This is a genomic window from Streptomyces sp. NPDC058646 (genome assembly GCF_042716875.1).
Classification (GTDB): domain Bacteria; phylum Actinomycetota; class Actinomycetes; order Streptomycetales; family Streptomycetaceae; genus Streptomyces.
The window spans coordinates 644,007-666,157 of record NZ_JBHXRK010000001.1 but is presented as its reverse complement, the minus strand read 5'-3'; the positions used below and the strand labels follow the sequence as shown (position 1 = coordinate 666,157).

The window sequence follows — 22,151 nt, the reverse complement described above, 5'->3', positions numbered from 1 at the left end:
GAGCCGGTTCCGACTCCCCCGGGCCCTGTTTCCGCCCTGCCGCCGCGGCCCGGGGGACGCGAGCACCACTCGACCAGGCCGCCTCCCCGGCCCCGAGCCGTCCCGCGGGGGAGGCGCCCCCTGCGGGACAGCCGGTCAATCCCCGCCGTCATTGACACCAGGAGCCGCAATGTTCCCTCCCCCCTCCGCCAGCACCCCACCTCGCCGCACGCGCGGCGCGGCGGCCCTGCTCACGCTCGGAGCACTGCTCGCATCGTCACTCGCGCTGGCCGGTGCACCCGGCGCGGCCGCCGCGGAGTCCCTGCTCTCCCAGGGCAAGGCGGCCACCGCCTCCTCGACCGAGGGCGAGGCCTATTCCGCGGCCGCCGCGTTCGACGGGAACCTCACCGGCACCCGCTGGGCCAGCCAGTGGCGCGACACCGAATGGATCCAGGTCGACCTCGGCGCGAGTCGCGACCTCAGCCGCGTCGTCCTCACCTGGGAGGGCGCGTTCGGCAAGAACTACGAGATCCAGGTCTCGGACGACGGGACGAACTGGCGCACCGCCGAATCCGTCACCGGAAGCGACGGCGGCACCGACGAGATCGCCATCTCCGGCAGTGGCCGCCACGTACGGATGATGGGCCTGGTCCGCTCCGGCGGCTACGGCTATTCCCTCTGGGAGTTCCAGGTCTACGGATCGGCCCAGGGCGAACCCCCGGGCCCCGGGGGCGCCGTACGCGTGGCCGGCTCCCAGGGCAACTGGCAGCTGACCGTCGGCGGACAGCCGTACACCGTCAAGGGCCTCACCTGGGGTCCGTCCGTCGCGGACGCCCCGAAGTACATGCCCGACGTGAAGTCCATGGGCGTCAACACCATCCGGACGTGGGGTACCGACGGCTCGACCAAGCCGCTCCTCGACACCGCCGCGGCGAACGGCATCCGGATCATCAACGGTTTCTGGCTGCAGCCCGGCGGGGGCCCCGGCTCCGGCGGCTGCGTCAACTACGTGACCGACGCCGCGTACAAGAGCACCATGCTCACGGAGTTCGCGAAGTGGGTGGACACCTACAAGTCGCACCCGGCCACGCTCATGTGGAACGTCGGCAACGAATCCGTCCTCGGCCTGCAGAACTGCTACAGCGGCGCCGAACTGGAGGCGCAGCGCAATGCCTACACCACCTTCGTGAACGACGTCGCCAAGAAGATCCACAGCATCGACCCGGACCACCCGGTCACCTCGACCGATGCCTGGACGGGCGCGTGGCCGTACTACAAGCGCAACGCCCCGGACCTCGACCTGTACTCGATGAACGCCTACGGCGACATCTGCGGCGTACGCCAGGACTGGGTGGAGGGCGGCTACACCAAGCCCTACATCATCACCGAGACCGGACCGGCCGGTGAGTGGGAGGTGCCGAACGACGCCAACGGCGTCCCCGAGCAGAAGACCGACGTCCAGAACGCCGAGGGATACACGGCCGCCTGGAACTGCATCACCGGTCACCAGGGGGTGGCCCTGGGCGCCACCATGTTCCACTACGGTCTCGAACACGACTTCGGCGGCATCTGGTTCAACCTGCTGCCCGACGGGCTCAAGCGGCTGTCGTACTACGCCGTGAAGCAGGCCTACACCGGGTCGACGGCGGGTGACAACACTCCGCCGGTCATCAGCAACATGGTCGTCAACCAGGCCTCGCAGGCCCCGGCCGGAGGCGAGTTCACCGTCAGCGCCACCATCCGGGACCCGCAGAACGATCCCCTGACGTACAAGATCTTCCTCAGCGGCAACTACGCGAACGGCGACAAGCGGCTGGTGGAGGCGCAGTGGCGCTCCACGGGCCACGGGACCTTCGCGGTCACCGCTCCCGAGAAGCTCGGCGTCTGGAAGGTGTACATCCAGGCTGAGGACGGCCGTGGCAACGCGGGCATCGAGACCAAGTCCGTCAAGGTCGTCGCCCCGCCGGTGACCGGCACCAACCTCGCCCTGAACAAGCCCGCCACCGCCTCCTCCGCGCAGGCCTCCTACGGCGACTGCCCCTGCCCCGCCGGCAACGCCACCGACGGCAACACCGGCACCCGCTGGGCCAGCGACTGGAGCGACCCCCAGTGGATCAACGTCGACCTCGGTGCTCCCACCGCGATCCGCAAGCTGCAGCTGGTCTGGGACCCCGCCTACGCCAAGTCCTACGAAGTGCGGGTCTCCGATGACGGCACCAATTGGCGCACGGTGCACACCACGACGACCGGCAACGGTGACATCGACACGGTCGACGTGTCGGCGACGGCCCGCCACGTACGGCTGCACCTGACCGCCCGCGGCACCGGCTGGGGCTACTCGCTCCACGAGTTCGGGATCTACAACTGATCCACCACCCCATGACTGCGCGACCGAGACCGGTCCGCTGACCGCGGCGGGCGTGCCGCCGCGTGCTGCCCCGGCCGCGCCGAGCGGCCGGTCGCGTGGTGGGGGGAGGGAGCCCCTCCCCCCACCCGCCCACCGCAGCGCCACTCCTCCTCTCCCCTCCGGCAGGAGATCTTCATGAGACTGACTTCCAAACGGCTCAGCGGGCTTCTCATCAGCTCGGCCCTCGTCGCCGGCGTCCTGGGCGTCGGCGCGATCGCCACAGCGGCGGATCCGGGCAGCGCCTCCCCCTCGTCGGCCGCGAGCGTCCACACCGGTCATTCCATGGCCGCATCCACCCAGGCGTCGGGTGACGACGCCGACGGGGACGGCTACATCCCGGCGGTCCCGCAGGTCACCGGCGTCACGCCGTCCGACAGGACGCCGCCGCCCGCCTACTTCCACGAGTTCCAGGCCAACTGCTCGGTCACGCACACCGCGCCCGACGACCCGATCGTCTACCCCGGCCAGGCCGGCAGGTCCCACGACCACACGTTCATGGGCAACACCTCCACCAACGCGCACAGCACCACCGATTCGCTGTACGGAGGTGCGACCGCGTGCAAGGCGCCCGCCGACGCCTCGGCGTACTGGATGCCCTCGCTGTTCAAGGGTGACCAGAAGATCCTGCCCACCGGACCGCAAGTGATCTACTACAAGGCCGGCGTCACCGACTACACCAGCGTGCGTCCCTTCCCCAAGGGCCTGCGGTTCGTCGTCGGCAACCCGCTGCAGACCGCCCAGCAGTTCCGCGACCACAAGGGCTTCGTCGAGGGCTGGGAATGCGGCGACAGCTTCTTCAACAGCGACATTCCGGCCAGCTGCCCGAGCCGACCTGACGTCCAGCTCAACATCCGTTTCCAGGCCCCGAGTTGCTGGGACGGCAAGTACCTCGACACCCCCGACCACCAGAGCCACATGACGTACCCGGTCGTCAAGCCCGGCACCAACGACAACATGTGCCCGGCCTCTCATCCCGTCGCCCTGCCGATGGTCGAGTTCAAGATGGCCTTCCCGGTCAACGGCGACATGAGCCAGGTCCGCCTCGCCAGCGGCCGCGGCTACTCCTTCCACTACGACTTCTTCAACGCCTGGGAGGAACGCACTCTCAAGGCCATGGTCGACCACTGCATCGTGGGCGGCCTGCAATGCGACCCGCGCGGCTACGACCAGAACCGCCCCGACCGCGGCGCGGTGCTGAACACGGAGTACCGGCTGCCCTGACCCGGTCGGCCCTCCGTACGGGCCCGGCTCGCCCCTTCTGGACCACGGGGCGGGCCGGGCCCTCTCCTCTTGCCAAGGATGGGGATTCAAAGGGGACTTGACGGCGGGCGTCGTAGGCACCAACGCTTGGGAGAGCGCTCTCCCTCATGTGGGGAGCGCCTGACGTGAATGGGGTGGGGATGAGCGAGGACATGTTCGATCGACTGCTGGAGAAGCTCGATCTCGCGCAGAAGGTGCGACTGCTGTCCGGTGCCACGACGTGGCGGACGGCCGGCGAACCGGCCATCGGTCTGTGCGAGATGGTGACCTCCGATGGGCCCGCGGGGGTGCGGGGAGAGGCCTGGGACGAGCGGCGCACCTCGGCGCTGCTTCCCTCCGCCTCCGCGATCGGCGCGCTGTGGGACGAGGACCTGACCGAGGAGCTGGGGGGTCTGCTCGCTTCCGAAGCGGTCCGCAAGGGCGTGGACGTCGTCCTGGCGCCCACGCTCAACCTGCACCGCACTCCCCTGGGCGGCCGGCACTTCGAGTGCTTCTCGGAGGATCCCGTACTGACGGGCCGTACGGGCGCCGCGCTGATCCGGGGCATTCAGGCGGCGGGGGTGGCGGCCACGGCCAAACACTACGTGGCCAACGACTCCGAGTCGGGGCGGATGCACGTGGACGTGCGAGCTTCCGAGCGGGTGCTGCGAGAGGTCTACCTGGCACCGTTCGAGGCCGCTGTCGAGGCGGGCGCGTGGCTGGTGATGGCCGGCTACAACGGCGTGAACGGCACGACCATGACCGCCAATCCACTGCTCGCCGAACCGCTGAAAGGTGATTGGGGCTTCGACGGGGTGGTGGTTTCCGACTGGGGCGCCCTGCGTTCGACCCGGGAACCGGCGCTCGCCGCGCTCGACCTGGCGATGCCGGGACCGCAGGGCCCGTGGGAGGAGTCCCTCGTCCAGGCCGTGAAGGACGGCCACGTCCCCGAGGAATCCATCGACGAGAAGGTGCGGCGCCTGCTGCGACTGGCCGGACGCGTGGGGGCACTCGGATCGAACCGCGGCCCGCGGACCCCGGCGTTCAGTTCGGACGAGACGCGGACGCTGCTGCGCCGCACCGTGGCCGCGGGATCCGTACTGCTGACCAACCATGAGGTGCTCCCGCTCGCCCCGTCCTCCTTGTCGAAGGTCGCCGTCATCGGCGTGCACGCCGACTCCCCGCGGGTGCAGGGCGGCGGCAGCGCGGGGCTCTTCCCCTCGCGCGTGGTCACTCCCCTGGAAGGGATCCGCGCCCGGCTGGACGGCCTGGCCGAGGTCGTGCACGTACCGGGTCCGGGACTGGGCGTTCCCCCGGCGCCTCTCGGCACCGGCTGGTGCAGCGACCCGCGGTCAGGGGAACCGGGTGTGCTGCTGCGCCTGCTGGACGAGGCGGGCCAGGAGCTCCACGCGGAGCACCGGCTGTCGGGGACACAGCTTGAGCCGCCCGTGGGTCCCTCCGCACGGACCGTGGAGATCAGCGCGCTCATCCGGCCTCGGACGACGGGGGAATGGACCTTCGGCATCGCCGGCTTCGGCCTGATGAACCTCACTCTCGACGGCCGGACCGTGTGGGACGGCGAGTTCCCGTGCACCACCGACGACCCGGCCGTCGTCCATGTGAACCCGCCCCTCCACACGGTGCGGGCGACCGTGGACACGACGGAACCCGTTCTTCTGACGGCTCGGCGTGAACTGGTTCCCGGAGCCGGGCGCGCCACGATCGTCGCGGCGGCGCCGCCGGAGCCCGAAGCGGTGGACGCCCTCGCGGAAGCGGTCGAGGCGGCACGTGACGCGGATGCCGTGATCGTGGTCGTCGGCACCAGCGAGCACAGCGAGACCGAGGGCCACGACCGCAGCAACCTTTCCCTGGGCGGCCACCAGGACGTGCTGGTCCGCGCCGTGGCAGCCGTCAACCGGCACACGGTCGCCGTGGTCAACAGCGGCGGCCCGGTCGAACTGCCCTGGCGCGACGAGGTGGGCGCGCTGCTGCTCACCTGGTTCCCCGGACAGGAGGCCGGAGCAGGGCTCGCCGACATCCTCTTCGGGGACGCCGAGCCGGGCGGCCGGCTCCCCACCACCTGGGCCGCGTCACTGACCGACGCACCCGTCACCCACGCACTGCCGGTCGACGGTCGGCTCCCCTACGACGACGGCATCCACATCGGACACCGGGCCTGGCTCCGCGCGGAAAGGGAGCCCGCCTACTGGTTCGGCCACGGCCTCGGATACACCAGCTGGGAGTACACGACGGTCCAAGTCCCGGCCGAAGCGGTGGAAGGGGCCCCGTTCACGGTCCACGTACAGGTCCGCAACACGGGCAGCCGTCCCGGCCGTGAGGTCGTGCAGGTATACCTCGCCCGTCCGGAATCCACCATCGAGCGGCCCGTCCGCTGGTTCGCCGGCTACGCCGCGGTACACGCGGAACCCGGTGCTTCGGTGACCGCCGTCGTGGAGGTTCCGGCGCACGCGCTGCGGTACTGGTCCGAAGCCGACAAGACCTGGAACACGGAGCCCGGGACCTACCAGATCATGGTGGGCCGCTCGGCCGACGACCTGCTGTGGAGAGGGGTGCTGCCCCTCCGGGGAACGGGTGACATGAGGCTGGGGCGGACGGACGGTGGCCGACAGATCCTGTCCATCCGGTAGGCACACGGCAGCTACTCGCAGCGTCCGTCCGTACCCGCCCTCTTCCCCTTCCAGGGGGTGGGGCGCGGTCGGGTCGATGCGGATCTCAACGGCGAGTGGAGCATCAGCCCCACCGCCGACCATGAAGCCAACCGAGTCACCTTCACGTGCGAAGGCCCGGAGTGCGGGGAACACCTCGCGGCGTACACGCCTGCCAGGGTAGTGGAGCACTACCGGACGTTCGTCAGCCCCGTCGTCATTGCGGAGGACCATTTCCCGGCGGGCCTACGATCCGTGCAATGAGTGGAACATCCACCAGCCGCGGCGCCCCGCATCTCTTCCAGCCTGACAACTCTCTGACAGCCACCATCAGGAGAGTGATCGAGGGGAGGGAGTTCACCGAAGGTGGATGAGCTGATCGAGTGCAGCGATTCCGGAGATCCGAAGGGTGACCGCACACCGACTGCTGGGAAATCCCGTACGCGCCGCGCGTGGCGGCGGCCTGCGTGACCGCGTCCGTGGCATGGCCGATGCCGTCGACGACCGCGGTGTCAGGAGAGGTGCGCGTGACACAAAGGCGACATCGCCCACATCTCCGCAGCACGAGCGAGGCGGGGGGGCAGATTGTGCGCAGTGACGTCGCCAGACCCGCGGGGCAATTTTCTCTACGGGTCGGTTGGCGGTGACTCCGTCCTCGCGGTCGGTGTAGTCGAGAGGGACCATGGATTCCACCAAGTCGTCTATCTCTCCCGCTAAGTGGCTGATTGAGAAGACGCAGCCCGACCTGTGGGATTGCGGTCCCGGGCAAACCGACGGGGTGGTGACCGGTTCCTGGCCCACCCACCCCCGCGTGCCGGGCTGTCCTGCACCCATTGAGGCCGGGACGGCACAAGCCCGGTTCCAGCCGGGCGGCATGGGAGCTGCCCTGGCCTGGTATCGACCTTGCATACCCCACCTGAGGTGTTCGGACGAGAATGCAGCTGCCCCACCGGCATCCCCCGGACGAAACGCGCCGTCGCCTCCTCGCCCCGCAGCGAGAGGTCGAGGATCTCGTCGGCGGTCTTCGTCCAGACGAAGGGTCTGGGCTGGTCGTTCCAGTCGGTCAGCCAGGCCCGGATATCGCGTTCGAGTGCCTGGCCGGAGCGGTGGACGCCCCGCTTGAGCTTCTTCTGCGTGAGCTCGGCGAACCACCGCTCAACCAGGTTCCGCCATGACGCGCTGGTCGGCGTGAAGTGCAGATGGAACCGCGGGTGCGCCAGCAGCCACTTCTTCACGTCCGGCGTCTTGTGGGTCGCGTAGTTGTCCAGGATCAGATGGACCTGAAGGTCCCCCGGGACCTCCTTGTCGACCTTCGCCAGGAACTTCCTGAACTCGACGGCCCGGTGACGGCGGTGGAGGGAGCCGATCACCTTGCCGGTCGCCACCTCCAGGGCCGCGAAGAGGGTGGTCGTGCCGGCCCGGATGCAGTCGTGGCTGCGGCGCTCGGGAACACCGGGCATCATCGGCAGGACCGGCTGGGACCGGTCCAGGGCCTGGATCTGCGACTTCTCGTCCACGCAGAGGACCAGAGCCTTCTCCGGCCGGTCCAGGTAAAGCCCGACAACAGCACGGACCTTGTCGATGAACAGCGAATCCGTCGTCAGCTTGAACGTCTGCGACCGGTGCGGCGCCAGCGCGAACGCCCGCCAGATCCTCGAGACCGTCGACTGCGACATCCCGGTCGCCGCGGCCATCGACCTCGTCGACCAGTGCGTCGCGTTCTTCGGCGTCTCTTCCAGGGTTGCCACGATCACCCGCTCGACGTCCGCGTCGGTGATCTTCCGACGGGACACCCGGCCGCGGTTCGTCGCCCAGCCCGTCCAGACCGTGCTCGATGAAGCGCCGCCGCCAGGTCCGCACCGTATCCGGCGCGAGCCGCAGCCGACGCGACACCTCCATCACCGAGTGCCCCTCCGCGCACTCCAACACGATCCGCGACCGCTGAGCCAAAGCCTGAGCCGTCGAGCGACGACGTAACCAACCCTCCAGCACGACACGCTGGGCATCAGTCACCAACAAAGGCGGAATCTTCGGACCAGGACGACTCATACCCAAACCAACGACAAACCTCAGACTCAGCTCACTAGTACTCCAGCTGCAGATCATGATCTTGCTGGTGGAGCCGGTAAGGGAACGGGCGCGGCCGCCGTTGATCATCGTCGGTGTGGACTGACGACGAGACGGTGGCCACTCCGCAGCGTAGATCCTGCACGTTCACTGTCGGCCGGCATGCCGCCGGGCACCAGCAAGCGGTCCGGACCTGCCCTCGGACCGGACCGCTCACCGCGTGCTACTCCTCGCTAGGTCGCTTGGCCCGCGGGGTGGAAGTTGATGCGTTCACGGATGACGGGGAAGCCAGCCTTGGCGAAGTTCGCGGCCATGGGGAAGTTGGCCTGGTCCGTCGCTCCGCTGACGAACTCCGCGCCCTGCTCGACGAGGAGGTGGGTGCACTCCGCGAGGAGGTCGTAGGCGTAGCCGCGACCGCGCTGTTCCGGGACGACTCCGATGAAGCCGATCGTCGGGCCGGAGGGGTTGTGGGCCGGGATGTGGATGCCGGCCAGGTCGCCCTCCGGCGTGTGTGCGATCTGCCACCATTCCCGTGGGGAGGGGCACCAGTGGAAGAAGTCGAGTTCCTCCTGGGCGGCCTGGTCGAGGCCGCCCTCCTCGATGGCCCTGAGCGCGTGGGCGTCCAGGGTGGCCGAGTGGATGCGGCGCAACGCGTCGAAGAACACGGTGTCGTCGGGTTCGGCGCTGAAGCGCAGGCGTCCGGGCCGCTCGGGCATACCTCGCTCGGGGGTCCAGCGGTACAGGAAGCGTTCCGCCAGGAGTTCGTACCCTGCGGCTCGTGCGGCGGCGAAGCGCGCCTCTGCTCCGGCGCACAGGTAGGTCTTTTCCCGCCAGCCGCCGGGCAGGTTGATCTCGAGTTCGACCTGCCAGGGAGCGGAGCGCAGGAGTTCGGCCCCGGCCTCCTCCTCGCCCTCGGCCACGTCGAACCAGTTGATGTTGACGGGCTCCGAGTCGTCGGGGCCGCCCCACCACGCACCGCGTGCGACGACCTCGCCGTCGCGCAGGGCGACGCGCTTCCAGTCGGGGCGGAACCGGGTACGCCGGTGGCCTTCACCGGCGCCGAGGGGGTCGGGGTGTGCGTCGAAAAGATGTGCGTCGCTCGCGGAGAGCGCGCGGATGACCGTATCGGTCATGGATTCCTCCGGGATACAGGCTGCTTGGAGCGCTCCCGGTCAGAACTGACGAACTACGCCGGGATAGCGGAAGAGGGAGCGCTGGAAAGGTGTGAACTGCACGGCACTCGCCTCCTTCCATCCATCTCAGGGCGTGAAGCCACACATTACGTGATCTTCCGCGGGTCCGTCCACGGATTTACGCGCCCCTTGAAGGGGGGGGGTTCGCGGGACGATGCAGAGCGCCCTCAAAGGCCCAAGGGGGGCCCTAAGCGGACAGTAGTGCTCCAGCTGTGTGGATCGTGATCTTGCTGGTGGGGCCGTTACGGGAACAGATGCGGCCGCCGTTGATCACGTGGGTGTGTGGACTGACGACGAGACGGTGGCCACTGGTCACAGCACAAATCCCGCACGCTGGCGGGAGGCGTTTGAGGCGGCCATGGGGCGCATCGCGGGCCGGTTCGCCCGCTATGAACCTCGCCTACAGGCCGGGCGGTTGGTGCTGGGCCTGCTGTCGGACCGGCCGCGCAAGAACTGCTGGACGATCGCGGAGTGGGCCGGCGAGGCAACCCCGCACGGCATGCAGCACCTGCTGTGCCGGGCGTCCTGGAACGCCGATGCCGTCCGCGACGACGTCCGCGAATACGTCGTCGAACACCTCCACGACGATGCAGCGGTGCTGGCCGTCGACGAGACCGGCGACGTGAAGAAGGGCACCCACACCGTCGGGGTCCAACGCCAGTACACAGGCACCGCGGGACGGATCGAGAACTCCCAGGTCGCCGTCTACCTCGTCTACGCCGGCGCCCGGGGACACACGCGGTGGACCGGGAGCTGTACGTCCCGCGCTCCTGGACGGGCGACCCGGACCGCTGCCGGGCGGCAGGGCATGCGAGGCCCGCTGAAAGACCATCCGCTGACAACGGAGCAGCAGCGGGATTTCCAGCGCAGGATTCTGCGCTCCCACGCGGCAGGGGTGGGTGAGGAGGTGCCGGCCGGGGTGGCCCGGTTGGCTTTGGTGTTGCGGGCCAACGCCATGGCTCGCGGTCACATGGGCGTGCGGCCGGAGATGGTGCGGCGGATGCCGGACCTGGTGAACGCCGGGGTGACCCCGGTGATGCCCTCGGTCGGATCGCTGGGAACCGGTGATCTGCAGCCCATGGCGGCCGCGGGGATGGTCCTGACCGGAGATGGCGCGATGGCCCGGCTGCGCGGGGGTCCCGCGCGCCCGGCCGGGCAGGTGCTGGAGCAGGCCGGCCTGCCGAGCACGTTCGCCCTGGAGGCGGGTGAGGCGTTGCCGCTGATCAGCGGGAGCGGGGTGCTGACGGCACGCTACGCGGCTTCGGTGGTCCGGGCGGAGAGGTTTCTGGACCAGTTCGACGGTGCCTTCGGTCTGTTCCTCGAGGCAACCCGGGCCGAGGCCGGTTCGCTCGACGCGCGTACGCATGCCGAGCGCGGGGTGCCGGCCGAAGAAGCGGAAGCAGCTTTCCTGCGGGAGCTGACCGAGGACAGCGAGTGGATGACGGAGAAAGGACGCAGCCGCTTCGGGGAGAAGTCACCTCGCGTGCAGGACGCGGTTTCCGTGCGCGCGGCCCGCACATCGTCGGCACGGTCCGCCAGGCCTTGGAAGAGGCCAGGACGATCATCGGCCGTGAGGCGAACGCCTCGACGTCCAACCCGCTGCTGTTCGAGACCGGTTCCTCATATGAATTCGTGATGGGTGGGAACTGGGACGGGGCGCAGATCGGTCATGCCCTGGACACTCTGAACGCGCAGGTCACGGATGTGGCGGTGCTCAGCCACGAGTTGTCGGGGCGGTTGATCTCCTCGAAGTGGAGTTACGGGCTGCCCGACAACCTGGCCGCTGAGCCGGTATGGCTGAACTCGGGCATGGTGCAGGTCCAGTCGGTCGGTGCGGCTCTGATCCCGGAGATGCAGGCGCGAGCGATGCCGGCCGGGGTGCTGTCGCGGCCGGAGAAGTTCGGCCAGGAGGACCACGACACCATGGCCATGGCCTCGGCCCGCAACCTGGACGACAATCTCGACCGGGCCGAGACCGTCCTGGCCGTCCAGTTCCTCCTCGCAGCCCAGGGCATCGACCTGGCCAAGCCCAAAATGGGCGAGTTGACGCCGGCGAAGCGGACCGCCGAACTCCATCAGCGGTTCCGAGACCACATCCCGGCCCTGGGGCAGGACCGCTGGATGTCCCCCGACGTCGAAGAAGCCCTGGACCTGGTCAGACGGGGCCGACTGCGGCCCAACGGAAGCTGAGGCACCGCACACAGCACGCCGGCGGGCCCGTTCTCTCGAACAGGCCCCGCCCCGGTCCACTTCCCGGTCAGCTCTGACCTCCGCCAACATCCGGGCGGACCAGCCGCCCCGGCAGCAGCTAAAGGGCCCTCACCTTGTCAGCCTGCGGACCGCGTTGTCCCTGGGTGAGCTCGAATTCGACCCGCTGATTCTCTTCCAGGTTCCTGAACCCGGACCCCTGGATCGCACTGAAGTGAACGAAGACGTCAGCACCGCCCTCATCCGGTGAGATGAACCCGAAGCCCTTCTCACCGTTGAACCACTTCACAGTCCCCTGAGCCATACCCAACCCTTCGAAGGACAGCGCCGAGAACGTGGTCCGCACCCGGCTGCACGCCGATCCTCCCCAAGCCCCGAAAAGCGAAACCGGGTCCGTGGCTCGGGTCGAATCCCGGCCGCCGGCCTGCTCGCGCCGGTCTGAGGCGAAAGACCGGTACGGCGGCCGTCACTGACTCGGGACGGCGATGCCGGCCGCGCGCAGCTTCGCCTCGACCAGCGTGTTCAACCGGGCGATGGACGGTGACTGGTCCTCCCGGTGGTGGTTGACCATTCCATACCGGGAGGCGGCGTCGGACTGGTCTTGAAACCCGGTCGGCATCGCCAGCAGCGCCCGCTGGGTCAGCAGTTTGTCGGCCAGCGTGGACGCCAGCTCCTCGATCCGCGGGTCGTCCGGATCCCAGGCCCTCGCATCCCAACCGCGCTTGGTCAGCTCGACGGACTCGGGATCGTCAAGCGAATGTTCAAGCCGGGTCAGGAAGCTGTCGAAGATCTCCGGGACCAGCGCCCGGGCCAGCACCAGAGCCTCCCGTTGACCGGCCACGTAGTCGGAACCGAAGCCGAGTTCGGCGAGGCGCTCCAAGACCGCGCAGGCCCGGTCGGGCAGCAGGGCCCGGTCTCCATGGTCGAGACGGTGCAGCCTGTCACGGCGCGCGATCAGGTCTTCGATGCGTTCGGTGAGCTGGTGGTGGACGTGGTCCAGGGTGGCGGCGAACGTCGTGGGATCGGCGTCGAGCAGGTCACCGATCTCGGCCAGCGGCACGCCCGCCGCGGCCAGGGTCCGGACCTGGACCAGCCGGTACAGCTCGTCCGATCGGTAGCGGCGGTAGCCGGAGCCGTCGCGTTCCGGCTCGGCGAGCAGGCCGAGCCGGTGATAGTGCCGCACGGTTTTGACCGTGACACCGACGAACGCCGCCGCCTGACCGATCGTGAGCCCGTCTGTCATCGGCTCGGCGCACCTCCGGATCGTGGGCGGCTGCGGTCTCGCGCACCGCGTCGGTGACGGCCGGTAAGTCCGGATGATCACCGGGATGAGGATAGCGCGCACCAGTTCCAGCCCACTCCCTGCTGCCAGGAGGGACCGGGAAGCCTGCGATCGGTGCCGGTCACCCCTTGATCGGTACAGGGGGTTGACCTTGACCTTGGGTCAAGGCTGCAGGCTCTGCACATGGCCCTTCGAAGGGCCAGGCAGCCACCGGAGCCGCCGTGAGAACCACACCGTGAACAGGAGATTCATCATGGGTACGAGCAACAGCGGCTTCTCCGACGCAGGGCTGCGCCGGCTGCGCGAGGTGCTGGCACAGCACGTCGAGTCAGAGAAGATTCCCGGCCTTGTCGCCCTCGTCAGCCGCGGCGGCCGGACGCACGTCGAAGCGATCGGGACGATGCGTCATGACGGTGGCGCGCCGATGCGCCGGGACACGATCTTCCGGATGGCGTCCACGTCCAAGCCGGTCACGATGGCGGCGGCGATGATCCTGCTCGACGAGTGCCGGCTGCGGCTGGACGACCCCGTGGACCAGTGGCTGCCCGAACTCGCCGACCGGCAGGTGCTGAAGCGGCCCGACGGACCCCTGGACGACACCGTGCCGGCCCAACGGCCGATCACTGTAAGGGACCTGCTGACCTCCACGTTCGGGCTCGGGGTGGACTTCGAGTCGATGGCTTCCCCGATCAGGGCCGCGACGTTCGAGCGTCTCGACTACAGCGTGGCATCCGGGCCGGCCCCGGAGCCGGACGAGTGGATGCGCCGCCTCGGCGAGCTGCCGTTGCAGTACCAGCCCGGAGTGCGGTGGCAGTACGACCTCAGCAACGAGGTGGTCGGTGTGCTCGTCTCCAGAGTCACGGGACAGTCGTTGGAGACGTTCCTGCGGACACGCATCCTCGATCCGCTGGGGATGAAGGACACCGCCTTCCACGTGCCCGCCGACAAGATCGACCGACTGCCGCCCTTGTACGGGCCCGGCCCGCAGACCGGCGAGTTCCTCGTTTGGGACGAGGCGGCGGGGGGAAGGTCCAGCGTGCCTCCCGCGTTCCAGGGCGCCGGCGGCGGGCTGGTCTCCACCGCCGACGACTACCACGCCTACTTCCAGATGCTGCTGAACCACGGAATGCACGGGAGTGAACGGATCTTGTCCCGGGCCGCCGTCGAGCTGATGACCAGCAACCGGCTCCCGCCCGGGCAACTGGCCGCCCGGGAGGCCATGTTCAGCAAGGTCGCCCACCTGACGTCCGGCCAGGGGTCGAACGGCGGCTGGGGCTTCGGGATGGCGGTACGCACCTGTCGCGGCGACTACGCGCCCATCGGCCAGTTCGGCTGGTTCGGCGGTACCGGCACCACCGCCTACGCAGACAGGACCAATCAGCTCACCGGAGTCCTGCTCACCCAGGTCGGGCTGTCCACCGCGGATTCGCCGCGTGCCATGAACGACTTCTGGACCACGCTCTACCAGGCCATCGACTGACAACGAGCTTGACCGATGTTGTGCGGCTGGGTCAGCGACGAGAGCGCGGGTGGGAGCCGGGCGGCATTCCTGCCCGCATCTTGACCTGCCTGCGACATCCGGGCTCGTCGGCCAGGCGCACGATGTGCGGGGTCCTGGCGATCCGCCCGTAGTGGGCGATCGCAAGTCTTCTGGCCGCAAGCCGACTTCTGAGACTTCGGTGCTCCGGCGGCGGTGAGCACCACAGGCAGGACGCAGACGGGGTGTCCGAGTCTTCCTGAACGGGTACGCAGGGATGAGGCCTTACAGGTTCAGGTGGCGGGCGGGGCCGTCGCGTTGCGCGTCTGCTGGACCAGGACGGCGGTGGCGCGTTCCAGAAGGGCGCAGAGTGCCGCGTGTTCGGACGGTGTGAACGCGTCGGTGAGCGCGCGCTCCAGGATGACCACTTCCTGGTAGGCGCGGTCCAGCAGCTCCTGCCCCGCATCGGTGCGGGTGGCGATCTGCACCTTGGCGTGCACCGGCGACGTCTCGCGGCGGATGAGCCCCTTGCTCTCCATGTTGGCCAGCACGCTGCTCATGCTCTGCTGCGTCACCCCGCAGGACCGGGCCAGCTGGGCGCCGGACATGCCGCCTTCGCGCGTGAGGACCAACAGCACGGTGTACTGCGTCATGGTCAGCCCGTAGGTACGCAGCACGGCCTCGTGGTGCGCCATCAACGCCTGCTCCGACCGCCTGATCCGGGTGCAGAGGTCATTCTCGATCGGGGCTTCCACCGCGTGCACTCCCACTTCATTGACAGGTTCATGGGTTGACTCAGGAACCTTATATACCTACGGTCTCGACTGTAAGGATACTGAGTCAGCACAGGGAGCTGTAAGCATGAAGGCTGTCGTTCTCGACCCCGATGACCACTACCGGCTCACCGAACTCGACGACCCCACCCCCGGCCCCGGCCAGGTGGCGATCCGCGTGGCCTACGCCGGGGTCCAGTGGGGGGACACCATGGTCAGGGACGGCTACTTCCCCGTACCGCGCCCCTTCGTCCCGGGGTTCGAGGCGTCCGGGCACATCGTCGCGGTCGGCGGGGGCGTCGACGCACTCCGTGTCGGTGAGGCCGTCACCGCGCTGACCACCTCGGGGGCCTACGCCGAGGTCGTCCTCGCACCCGCCGCCCTCACCCTCGGCACCGGCAGCCTGCCACTGAGGACGGCAGCGAGGCTCGGCTGGGGCGGGCCGACCGCCTACGACCTGATCCACACCGCCGCACGAGTACGGCCCGGCGAGAGCGTGCTCATCCATGCCGCCGCCGGCTCGGTGGGCACGCTCGCCGCCCAGCTCGCCCGACGGGCCGGAGCGGGCCGGATCACCGGTGTGGTCGGCACCGCCGACAGGGCCGACTACGCCGCGCGGTTCGGGTACGACCAGCTCCTGCTCCGCGAGGAGTTCCCGGCCGCGCTCGGCGACGAGAAGCTGGACGTCGTCCTCGACCCGGTCGGCGGCGCGGCGCGCACCGCAGGGCTGGAGCGACTGGCGGCACACGGCCGACTCGTGGCGTACGGCAACCTCGCCCCGTACGAACCCGTCCTCGCCGACACCAACGACCTTCTCACGCACGGCACGTCACTGCTGACCTACAACAGCAACCTGCTCAGCCGGACCCATCCCGAACGGCTCGCCGACAGTGCCCGCCGCGCACTCGACCTCGTCGCCGACGGCGAGATCCGCACGGACATCACCGCCGAGTACGCCCTCGAAGACCTGGCTACGGCCGTGCAGCGCCTCGCCGAGGGCACGACCCGCGGAAAGAGCATCATCCGCATCGCCTGACAACACCCAGGATGCGCCGACCCGCGGGGCGACTCCCGCAACGAAGCCCGCCGGAACGGGAAGGGAGACCACGTCGGACGCGGGGTAAGGCCCGTCATCGCCGGGTCGATCCGTCCGTTACGTGCAGAGTGAGCGGTACGCGCAGCACATTGACGCTCCCTCCCCGCCTCTTGTCGCAGCACAACGGGCCCAGCAGCCCGAGAAGCCGGGTCAGGCGGCGAAAGGGACACCGCGGGCTCCACGGGGGACGTTCGGAGAACCATTACAGCCTGGCTGCACCCGACGCCGTTCCAGGGCTCAAGCCGAGACAGCTTGAAGGCGTCCGCGTGAATCCCGGCGACGACGGACACCCACGGCGCCCTGCTCCCCCCGAGGCCGATGGACGCCCGGCACGGCCGACCGCGTCCAGGTCGGAGCGTGCGGGCAGAACACGAGCGGGTCGGCGGTCGACGCTTCTTACGGTCGGTGCCGGTGGGAGTCGACGCCCCTGCCGGACCGAGCCCGACGGCCGTGCGGAGCGCTTACGGACCATGAGGCTAGTATATGGACATGGTTTCCATTACCAATAAGTGATGGCCAGAGAGAGGCAGGAGTCACCCATGTCCGCACACTGCCAACTGACCGGCGCCAAGCCCGGATTCGGCAACAGCATCTCCCACTCGCACCGGCGCACGTCACGCCGCTTCGACCCGAACATCCAGAACAAGCGCTACTGGCTGCCCAGCGAGGGCCGCAATGTCCGCCTGACCCTGAGCACCAAGGGAATCAAGACGGTCGACGTCATCGGCATCGAGGCCGCCGTGGCCCGGATCCGGGCGCGAGGAGTGAAGGTCTGATGGCCAAGAAGAGCAAGATCGCCCAGAACGAGAAGCGCAAGGACGTCGTCGAGCGGTACGCCGCGCGGCGGGCCGCATTGAAGGAGATCATCCGGCGCCCTTCGTCCACCGAGGACGAGCGCCGGAGCGCACTGGCGGAACTGCGCCGACAGCCGCGCAACGCCAGCGCCACCCGCGTGCGCAATCGCGACAGCGTGGACGGCCGCCCCCGCGGCTACTTGCGCAAGTTCGGACTCTCCCGCGTACGCGCCCGGCAGCAGGCACACGCCGGCTTCCTCCCCGGCGTGACCAAGTCCTCCTGGTAGGCCCACCCGGATGACACGGCGCCGGCGACGTACCCCGCCATGGGATCCGGTGGGGTACGTCGGCCTGTGCGGACGTTTGGTTCAGCTGCCGTTCAAGCTGGGGCCGCTGCGCAGTCGGCGCAGGTGCCGAAGACTTCCACGGTATGGGCGATGCCCACGACGTCATGTGTGGCCGCGATCGCCGCAGTCCACTTCTCGACGGCCGGACCGTCGACCTCCACCGCTTTGCCGTGCGGTGGGCGGTCGTCAGGCCCACGGAGCCACCGCCACGCTTGAGTACGTCGCGCAGCTGCCGCGCACTGAGAACTCGTCGAGTCGCTGCAGATCACTCGCTTCCGTCGCAGATTGAAAATGGTGGTCGTTTTCATATAGCTTCGCGTCACACGCCCTCGACACCTCAGGAGATCCCGATGGCCGTCCCCAAGCGGAAGATGTCCCGCAGCAACACCCGCCACCGTCGGGCCCAGTGGAAGGCCACGACGCCGCAGCTCGTCCCGATCACGGTCGACGGCTCCGTTTACCAGGTCCCACAGCGGCTGGTGAAGGCCTACGAGCGCGGCCTGCTGCGCCCCGAAGGCTGAACCGGATGACTGGCACGAAGCCCACCCCGCTACCCGTCACCGTTCTGTCCGGGTTCCTCGGAGCCGGCAAGACCACCCTGCTCAACCACGTGCTCGGCAACCGCGAGGGCCTGCGCGTCGCGGTCATCGTCAACGACATGAGCGAGGTCAACATCGACGCAGCGCTCGTGCGCGGCGGTGAGGCCGCACTGTCGCGGACCGAGGAGCGGTTGGTCGAGATGACCAACGGGTGCATCTGCTGCACCCTGCGCGACGATCTGCTGGAGGAGGTCGACCGGCTGGCCCGCGAGGGGCGCTTCGACTACCTCCTCATCGAATCCAGCGGGATTTCCGAGCCGATGCCCGTGGCCGCCACGTTCTCGTTCCCGCGTGACGACGGCGCCACCCTCGGCGACCTCGCCCGCCTCGACACCATGGTCACCGTCGTGGACGCCGCGAACTTCCTGCCGGAACTCGCCGGCGGCGACGAACTCACCGCCCGCGGGCTCGACCAGTACGAGGACGACGAGCGCACCGTCAGCGATCTCCTCATGGACCAGATCGAGTTCGCGGACGTCATCGTCCTCAACAAACTCGACCTTGTCGGGCCGACCGAGGTCGCCAGGCTGCGCGCGACACTCTCGCGCCTGAACCCCGGGGCGAGGATCGTTCCCGCCGTCCGAGGGCAGGTGACCCTCGAACAGGTGCTGGGCACCGGCCTGTTCGACGTCGAGCGCGCCCAGCAGGCCCCGGGCTGGGTCAAGGAGCTGAACGGCGACCACGTCCCGGAGACCGAGGAGTACGGGATCTCCTCGCTCGTGTTCCGCTCGGACCTGCCGTTCCACCCCGGACGGCTGTGGACCTTCGTCACCAAGGGCCTCGACAGCGGGACGTTCGGGCAGATCCTGCGCTCCAAGGGCTTCTTCTGGCTGGCCAGCCGCCCGCGCGTGACCGGCCTCTGGTCCCAGGCCGGTGCGGTGGCCCGCTTCGAACCGTCGGGCGCCCGCGGACCGGACACCGCGCAGGGCCAGGAGCTCGTCTTCATCGGCACGGGCCTTCGCGCCGACGCACTGCGGGCGGCCCTCGAAGCCTGCCTCCTCGGCCCCGGGGAAACCGTGCCCGCCGTGGACGACTTCCCGGACTGGGAGACGTACGGGATCGACGACGCCTGCGAGCACGAGCCCGCCGCTCATCAGGCGGCCTGAAACTCCGGGCCGGACGGTGGTCGCAGCCACGGCACCGTCCGGCCCGGCCTTCCATGGACACATCGCTCGCGGACTCCTGCTCCCCTCCAAGGGGAGAGCCGGAGTAGTTATTGAAAACGATTACCATTACCGTATACTGCTGCCATGGCACGCAACGAAGTACGCCCGATCATCAAGCTCCGCTCCACCGCCGGCACCGGGTACACCTACGTCACCCGCAAGAACCGGCGTAACTACCCGGACCGGATGGTGCTGCGCAAGTTCGACCCGGTCGTCCGCCGGCACGTCGACTTCCGCGAAGAGCGCTGAGCAAACCCCTCCTCCAGAGAGAGCGACCCCATGAAGCCTGGAATCCACCCCGCCTACGGACCCGTCGTCTTCCGCGACAAGGCCGCCGACTTCGCGTTCCTCACCCGCTCGACCGCCTCCAGTGACAAGACGGTCGAGTGGGAGGACGGCAACACCTATCCCGTCATCGACGTCGAGATCTCCTCGCAGAGCCACCCCTTCTACACCGGCACCGCACGCGTCCTGGACACCGCCGGCCGCGTCGAACGCTTCGAGCGCCGCTACGGAGGGCCCAAGTGACCCTCCCCGTCGTGATCGTCAGCGGCATGCACGCCGACGCGCGCAAGGAGACCGTCGAGCACCTGCTGCGCGCCGTGCCGGGAAGCATCGCCCTGCACCACGATCTGTCCTCGGCTGCCGGCGGCAACGTACTGCGCACGCTGCGCGACTCGGCGGGTGAGGTCTCCGCCGACGAGACTCCGCTGGTCAACGACTGCGCCTGCTGCGCACTGCGCGAGGACCTCGTCCCCGAGCTGGAGCGGCTGGCCGCCGGCGGGCTGACCCGCCTGGCCGTGGTGGAACTCTGGGACTCGGTCGAGCCCAGGGCGATGGCCGAGGTCGTGGCCGCCCATGCCGGTGACGTACTGGAACTCACCAACGTGATCACCGCCGTCGACCCCGCGCTCGTCCTGCCCTGCCTCGGCAACGGGGACGACCTCTCCGAGGCCGGACTCGCCGCGGCCGCCAGCGACCAGCGGACCGTCGGGGACACCTGGGCCCGCCAGCTCGAATACGCACCGGTCCTCGCGATCGCCGACAGCGAGGAGGCCGACGCCGAGGACCGCGCCCTGCTCGCCCAGCTGCACCCGACGGCCCGCCAGGTGCCCACCGGCTCCAGCGAACTCACCCGCCTGGCGTTCGCCGGCTTCGACGTGGAGACGGCTGCCGCTGCCCAGCACCCCGCCTGCGCGCTCCTCCCCCAGGAAGCCGACGAGGCCGGAGTGGCCACGTTCGTCTGGCAGCGCCGCCGGCCGTTCCACCCCGAGCGGCTGTACGAGGCCCTGGAGGACCTGACGTGCGCCGCGGCCCGTAGCCGCGGCCGGTTCTGGCTGGCCGACCGGCCCGACACCCTCCTCGCCTGGGACGCGGCCGGTGGCGCGCTGTGCGTGGAGAGCGCCGGCCCCTGGCTGGCCTCGTTGCCCGACGCCGCCTGGGACCTGGTCCCCGCCATGCGTCAGGCCGCAGCCGCCCTCGACTGGGATCCCGAGCACGGCGACTGCTGCCAGCACCTGGTCTTCACCTCCCCCGGCCTCGACCGCGACGGCATCGAACAGCTCCTGGATTCCTGCCTCCTGACCGAAGCCGAGTACACCGCCGGGCGGGAGGCGTGGAAGGAGCTCCCCGCCGCCTTCGGCCCGTTGCTCGACTCCGTCTCCTGACCGTCCGACCCATTCCCGACACCGCACCCCTGAGGAACACCGATGGCCCGCCGCCCCTCCCCCAGCAAGCCGCTGAAGTCCCGCCCCAACCCGCTGGACGCGGCAAAGATCACGTACATCGACTACAAGGACACCGACCTGCTCCGGAAGTTCATCTCCGACCGGGGCAAGATCCGCAGCCGACGGGTCACCCGCGTCACCGCGCAACAGCAGCGCCAGCTCGCCCTGGCCATCAAGAACGCCCGCGAGATGGCCCTGCTCCCGTACACCAGCCGATAGCGCACGGCCACGTTGGGCCGAGCAGTCGCGTGGGACAGCCGGGTCGGCCAAACCTGACGGTTCAGGCTCGTCGTCGGGTCGCCGTGGGGGATCCCGGTGGGCTACGCGGCGCTCCTCCAGCGGGGCCCGCCGCAGGATGTCGTCACCTGGGCGGGGCAGGTGCGGGGTGTGGTTGACCAAGCGTGCCGAGCTGCCGACCGCCGCGAGGCTGCTCGTGCTGTGCAGCAGGGCCGCGAGAACGGGATTCATGGAACCGCCGGCACCGGCGACCAGGCCGAGCAGGTTGACGCCGATCGCGAGTCCGTGGTTCTGGCGTACGACGCGCAGGGTGTGGCGGCTCAGTTCCACGACGGCGGCGACCTGGCGCAGGTCGTTGCCCGCAGGGCGCTGTCGGCGGTCTCCAGGGCCACAGGGGAGGAGTGCTCCCCCATCGTGATGCCGACATCAGCGATTGCCAGGGCGGGGGCGTCGTTGGTCCCGTCACCGACCATCGCCACCCTGTGCCCCTCCGCCTGGAGATCCCGGATCAGCTGGAGTTTGCCTCGGGGAGCGCCTGGGAGCGGACTTCGGTGATCCCCAGGGTGTCGGCGACGACCTGGGCGGTCTCCGGCGCGTCGGCGGTGAGCAGGATCAGGCGTGAGACCCCGAGGTCGCGCAGCTGTTGGACGACGGTTTCGGCGCCGGCCCGTACGGCGTCGGAGACTCCGAGCATGCCGATCAGGTCCTCGTCGTGGGCGAGGCAGATGACCGTCTCGCCGCCGGCGAGCAGCCGGTCCGTCCAGCTCTGGGCCTCGTCGGTGAGGTCGACGCCGTGCTGGCGCAGGAGGGCGGGACTGCCCACGAGGAGGCGGGTTCCGTCGAGTTCGGCTCGCATGCCCACGCCGAGGACGACCTCGCACGCTTGGTGGGGGT

The 22,151-nt window shown here is 69.3% G+C and carries 19 protein-coding genes and 3 pseudogenes; 15 read left to right on the top strand and 7 right to left on the bottom strand.

From position 1 onward, the window contains the following. Positions 1-169: 169 nt before the first annotated feature. From ACFWUZ_RS02955 to ACFWUZ_RS02945, 3 genes are all read left to right on the top strand, one after another. Positions 170-2,347 carry a discoidin domain-containing protein gene (locus ACFWUZ_RS02955; protein WP_384365923.1) on the top strand — a complete coding sequence of 726 codons (2,178 nt, stop codon included), beginning with the start codon at positions 170-172 and terminating at the stop codon, positions 2,345-2,347. Between the two features lie 174 nt (positions 2,348-2,521). Then, complete coding sequence (locus tag ACFWUZ_RS02950) at positions 2,522-3,607, top strand: DUF1996 domain-containing protein (RefSeq protein ID WP_384365920.1); 1,086 nt, start codon at positions 2,522-2,524, stop codon at positions 3,605-3,607. A gap of 179 nt (positions 3,608-3,786) precedes the next feature. Beyond that, positions 3,787-6,273 carry a glycoside hydrolase family 3 C-terminal domain-containing protein gene (locus ACFWUZ_RS02945; RefSeq protein ID WP_384365917.1) on the top strand — a complete coding sequence of 829 codons (2,487 nt, stop codon included), beginning with the start codon at positions 3,787-3,789 and terminating at the stop codon, positions 6,271-6,273. A gap of 1,022 nt (positions 6,274-7,295) precedes the next feature. Here the strand turns inward: ACFWUZ_RS02945 and ACFWUZ_RS02940 are convergent. Together ACFWUZ_RS02940 and ACFWUZ_RS02935 are read right to left on the bottom strand one after the other, a co-directional pair. Continuing rightward, positions 7,296-8,340: pseudogene (locus ACFWUZ_RS02940) on the bottom strand (IS630 family transposase); the annotation flags it as partial. A gap of 251 nt (positions 8,341-8,591) precedes the next feature. Next, positions 8,592-9,491 carry a GNAT family N-acetyltransferase gene (locus tag ACFWUZ_RS02935; RefSeq protein WP_384365914.1) on the bottom strand — a complete coding sequence of 300 codons (900 nt, stop codon included), beginning with the start codon at positions 9,489-9,491 and terminating at the stop codon, positions 8,592-8,594. A 418-nt stretch (positions 9,492-9,909) separates the two neighbouring features. Here ACFWUZ_RS02935 and ACFWUZ_RS02930 point away from each other — a divergent pair. Next, a pseudogene (locus ACFWUZ_RS02930) lies at positions 9,910-10,358 on the top strand (IS701 family transposase); the annotation flags it as partial. A gap of 1 nt (position 10,359) precedes the next feature. Further along, positions 10,360-11,741: pseudogene (gene hutH, locus ACFWUZ_RS02925) on the top strand (histidine ammonia-lyase). 118 nt (positions 11,742-11,859) lie between these two features. Here hutH and ACFWUZ_RS02920 read toward each other — a convergent pair. Next, complete coding sequence (locus ACFWUZ_RS02920; protein WP_384366328.1) at positions 11,860-12,063, bottom strand: cold-shock protein; 204 nt, start codon at positions 12,061-12,063, stop codon at positions 11,860-11,862. A 162-nt stretch (positions 12,064-12,225) separates the two neighbouring features. After that, the gene (locus ACFWUZ_RS02915) at positions 12,226-13,002 is read right to left on the bottom strand and encodes a MerR family transcriptional regulator (RefSeq protein ID WP_384365911.1); all 777 of its coding nucleotides are present in this window, start codon (positions 13,000-13,002) and stop codon (positions 12,226-12,228) included. Positions 13,003-13,294: 292 nt separating this feature from the next. Here ACFWUZ_RS02915 and ACFWUZ_RS02910 point away from each other — a divergent pair, with 292 nt between their 5' ends. Beyond that, a complete protein-coding gene (locus ACFWUZ_RS02910) occupies positions 13,295-14,521 on the top strand; it encodes a serine hydrolase domain-containing protein (RefSeq protein ID WP_384365908.1) in 1,227 nt (408 codons plus the stop codon). 290 nt (positions 14,522-14,811) lie between these two features. Here the strand turns inward: ACFWUZ_RS02910 and ACFWUZ_RS02905 are convergent, their stop codons facing one another. Then, positions 14,812-15,213 carry a MarR family winged helix-turn-helix transcriptional regulator gene (locus tag ACFWUZ_RS02905; RefSeq protein WP_384365904.1) on the bottom strand — a complete coding sequence of 134 codons (402 nt, stop codon included), beginning with the start codon at positions 15,211-15,213 and terminating at the stop codon, positions 14,812-14,814. 166 nt (positions 15,214-15,379) lie between these two features. Between ACFWUZ_RS02905 and ACFWUZ_RS02900 the strand changes: the two genes are divergently transcribed. From ACFWUZ_RS02900 to rpsR, 9 genes are all read left to right on the top strand, one after another. Continuing rightward, positions 15,380-16,327 carry a zinc-binding alcohol dehydrogenase family protein gene (locus tag ACFWUZ_RS02900; protein ID WP_384365901.1) on the top strand — a complete coding sequence of 316 codons (948 nt, stop codon included), beginning with the start codon at positions 15,380-15,382 and terminating at the stop codon, positions 16,325-16,327. Between the two features lie 599 nt (positions 16,328-16,926). After that, the gene (gene rpmB / locus ACFWUZ_RS02895; RefSeq protein WP_243338869.1) at positions 16,927-17,163 is read left to right on the top strand and encodes a 50S ribosomal protein L28; all 237 of its coding nucleotides are present in this window, start codon (positions 16,927-16,929) and stop codon (positions 17,161-17,163) included. Further along, positions 17,163-17,468, top strand: a complete 306-nt coding sequence (rpsN, locus tag ACFWUZ_RS02890) for a 30S ribosomal protein S14 (RefSeq protein WP_384365898.1) — start codon at positions 17,163-17,165, stop codon at positions 17,466-17,468. Before rpmB ends, rpsN begins: the two co-directional genes overlap by 1 nt. A gap of 410 nt (positions 17,469-17,878) precedes the next feature. Next, the gene (gene rpmF / locus ACFWUZ_RS02885) at positions 17,879-18,049 is read left to right on the top strand and encodes a 50S ribosomal protein L32 (protein ID WP_007267665.1); all 171 of its coding nucleotides are present in this window, start codon (positions 17,879-17,881) and stop codon (positions 18,047-18,049) included. A 5-nt stretch (positions 18,050-18,054) separates the two neighbouring features. Beyond that, a complete protein-coding gene (locus ACFWUZ_RS02880; protein ID WP_384365893.1) occupies positions 18,055-19,233 on the top strand; it encodes a GTP-binding protein in 1,179 nt (392 codons plus the stop codon). Between the two features lie 144 nt (positions 19,234-19,377). Beyond that, complete coding sequence (gene rpmG / locus ACFWUZ_RS02875) at positions 19,378-19,542, top strand: 50S ribosomal protein L33 (RefSeq protein WP_384365890.1); 165 nt, start codon at positions 19,378-19,380, stop codon at positions 19,540-19,542. A 30-nt stretch (positions 19,543-19,572) separates the two neighbouring features. Further along, positions 19,573-19,821: a type B 50S ribosomal protein L31 gene (locus ACFWUZ_RS02870; protein WP_031149134.1), complete on the top strand. Its 249-nt coding sequence runs from the start codon at positions 19,573-19,575 to the stop codon at positions 19,819-19,821. Positions 19,822-19,847: 26 nt separating this feature from the next. Further along, positions 19,848-20,960, top strand: coding sequence for a CobW family GTP-binding protein (locus tag ACFWUZ_RS02865; protein WP_384366325.1), 1,113 nt, complete (start codon positions 19,848-19,850; stop codon positions 20,958-20,960). Between the two features lie 42 nt (positions 20,961-21,002). Continuing rightward, positions 21,003-21,239: a 30S ribosomal protein S18 gene (gene rpsR / locus ACFWUZ_RS02860; protein ID WP_384365885.1), complete on the top strand. Its 237-nt coding sequence runs from the start codon at positions 21,003-21,005 to the stop codon at positions 21,237-21,239. A gap of 338 nt (positions 21,240-21,577) precedes the next feature. On the opposite strand, the gene ACFWUZ_RS02855 is transcribed toward rpsR, so the two are convergent. Together ACFWUZ_RS02855 and ACFWUZ_RS02850 are read right to left on the bottom strand one after the other, a co-directional pair. Next, positions 21,578-21,766 (bottom strand): hypothetical protein, encoded by a 189-nt coding sequence (locus tag ACFWUZ_RS02855; protein WP_384366322.1) that lies wholly within the window; start codon positions 21,764-21,766, stop codon positions 21,578-21,580. Continuing rightward, on the bottom strand, positions 21,766-22,113 hold the full coding sequence (locus ACFWUZ_RS02850; protein WP_384366319.1) for an HAD family hydrolase: 348 nt from the start codon (positions 22,111-22,113) through the stop codon (positions 21,766-21,768). Before ACFWUZ_RS02850 ends, ACFWUZ_RS02855 begins: the two co-directional genes overlap by 1 nt. Positions 22,114-22,151: the final 38 nt, after the last annotated feature.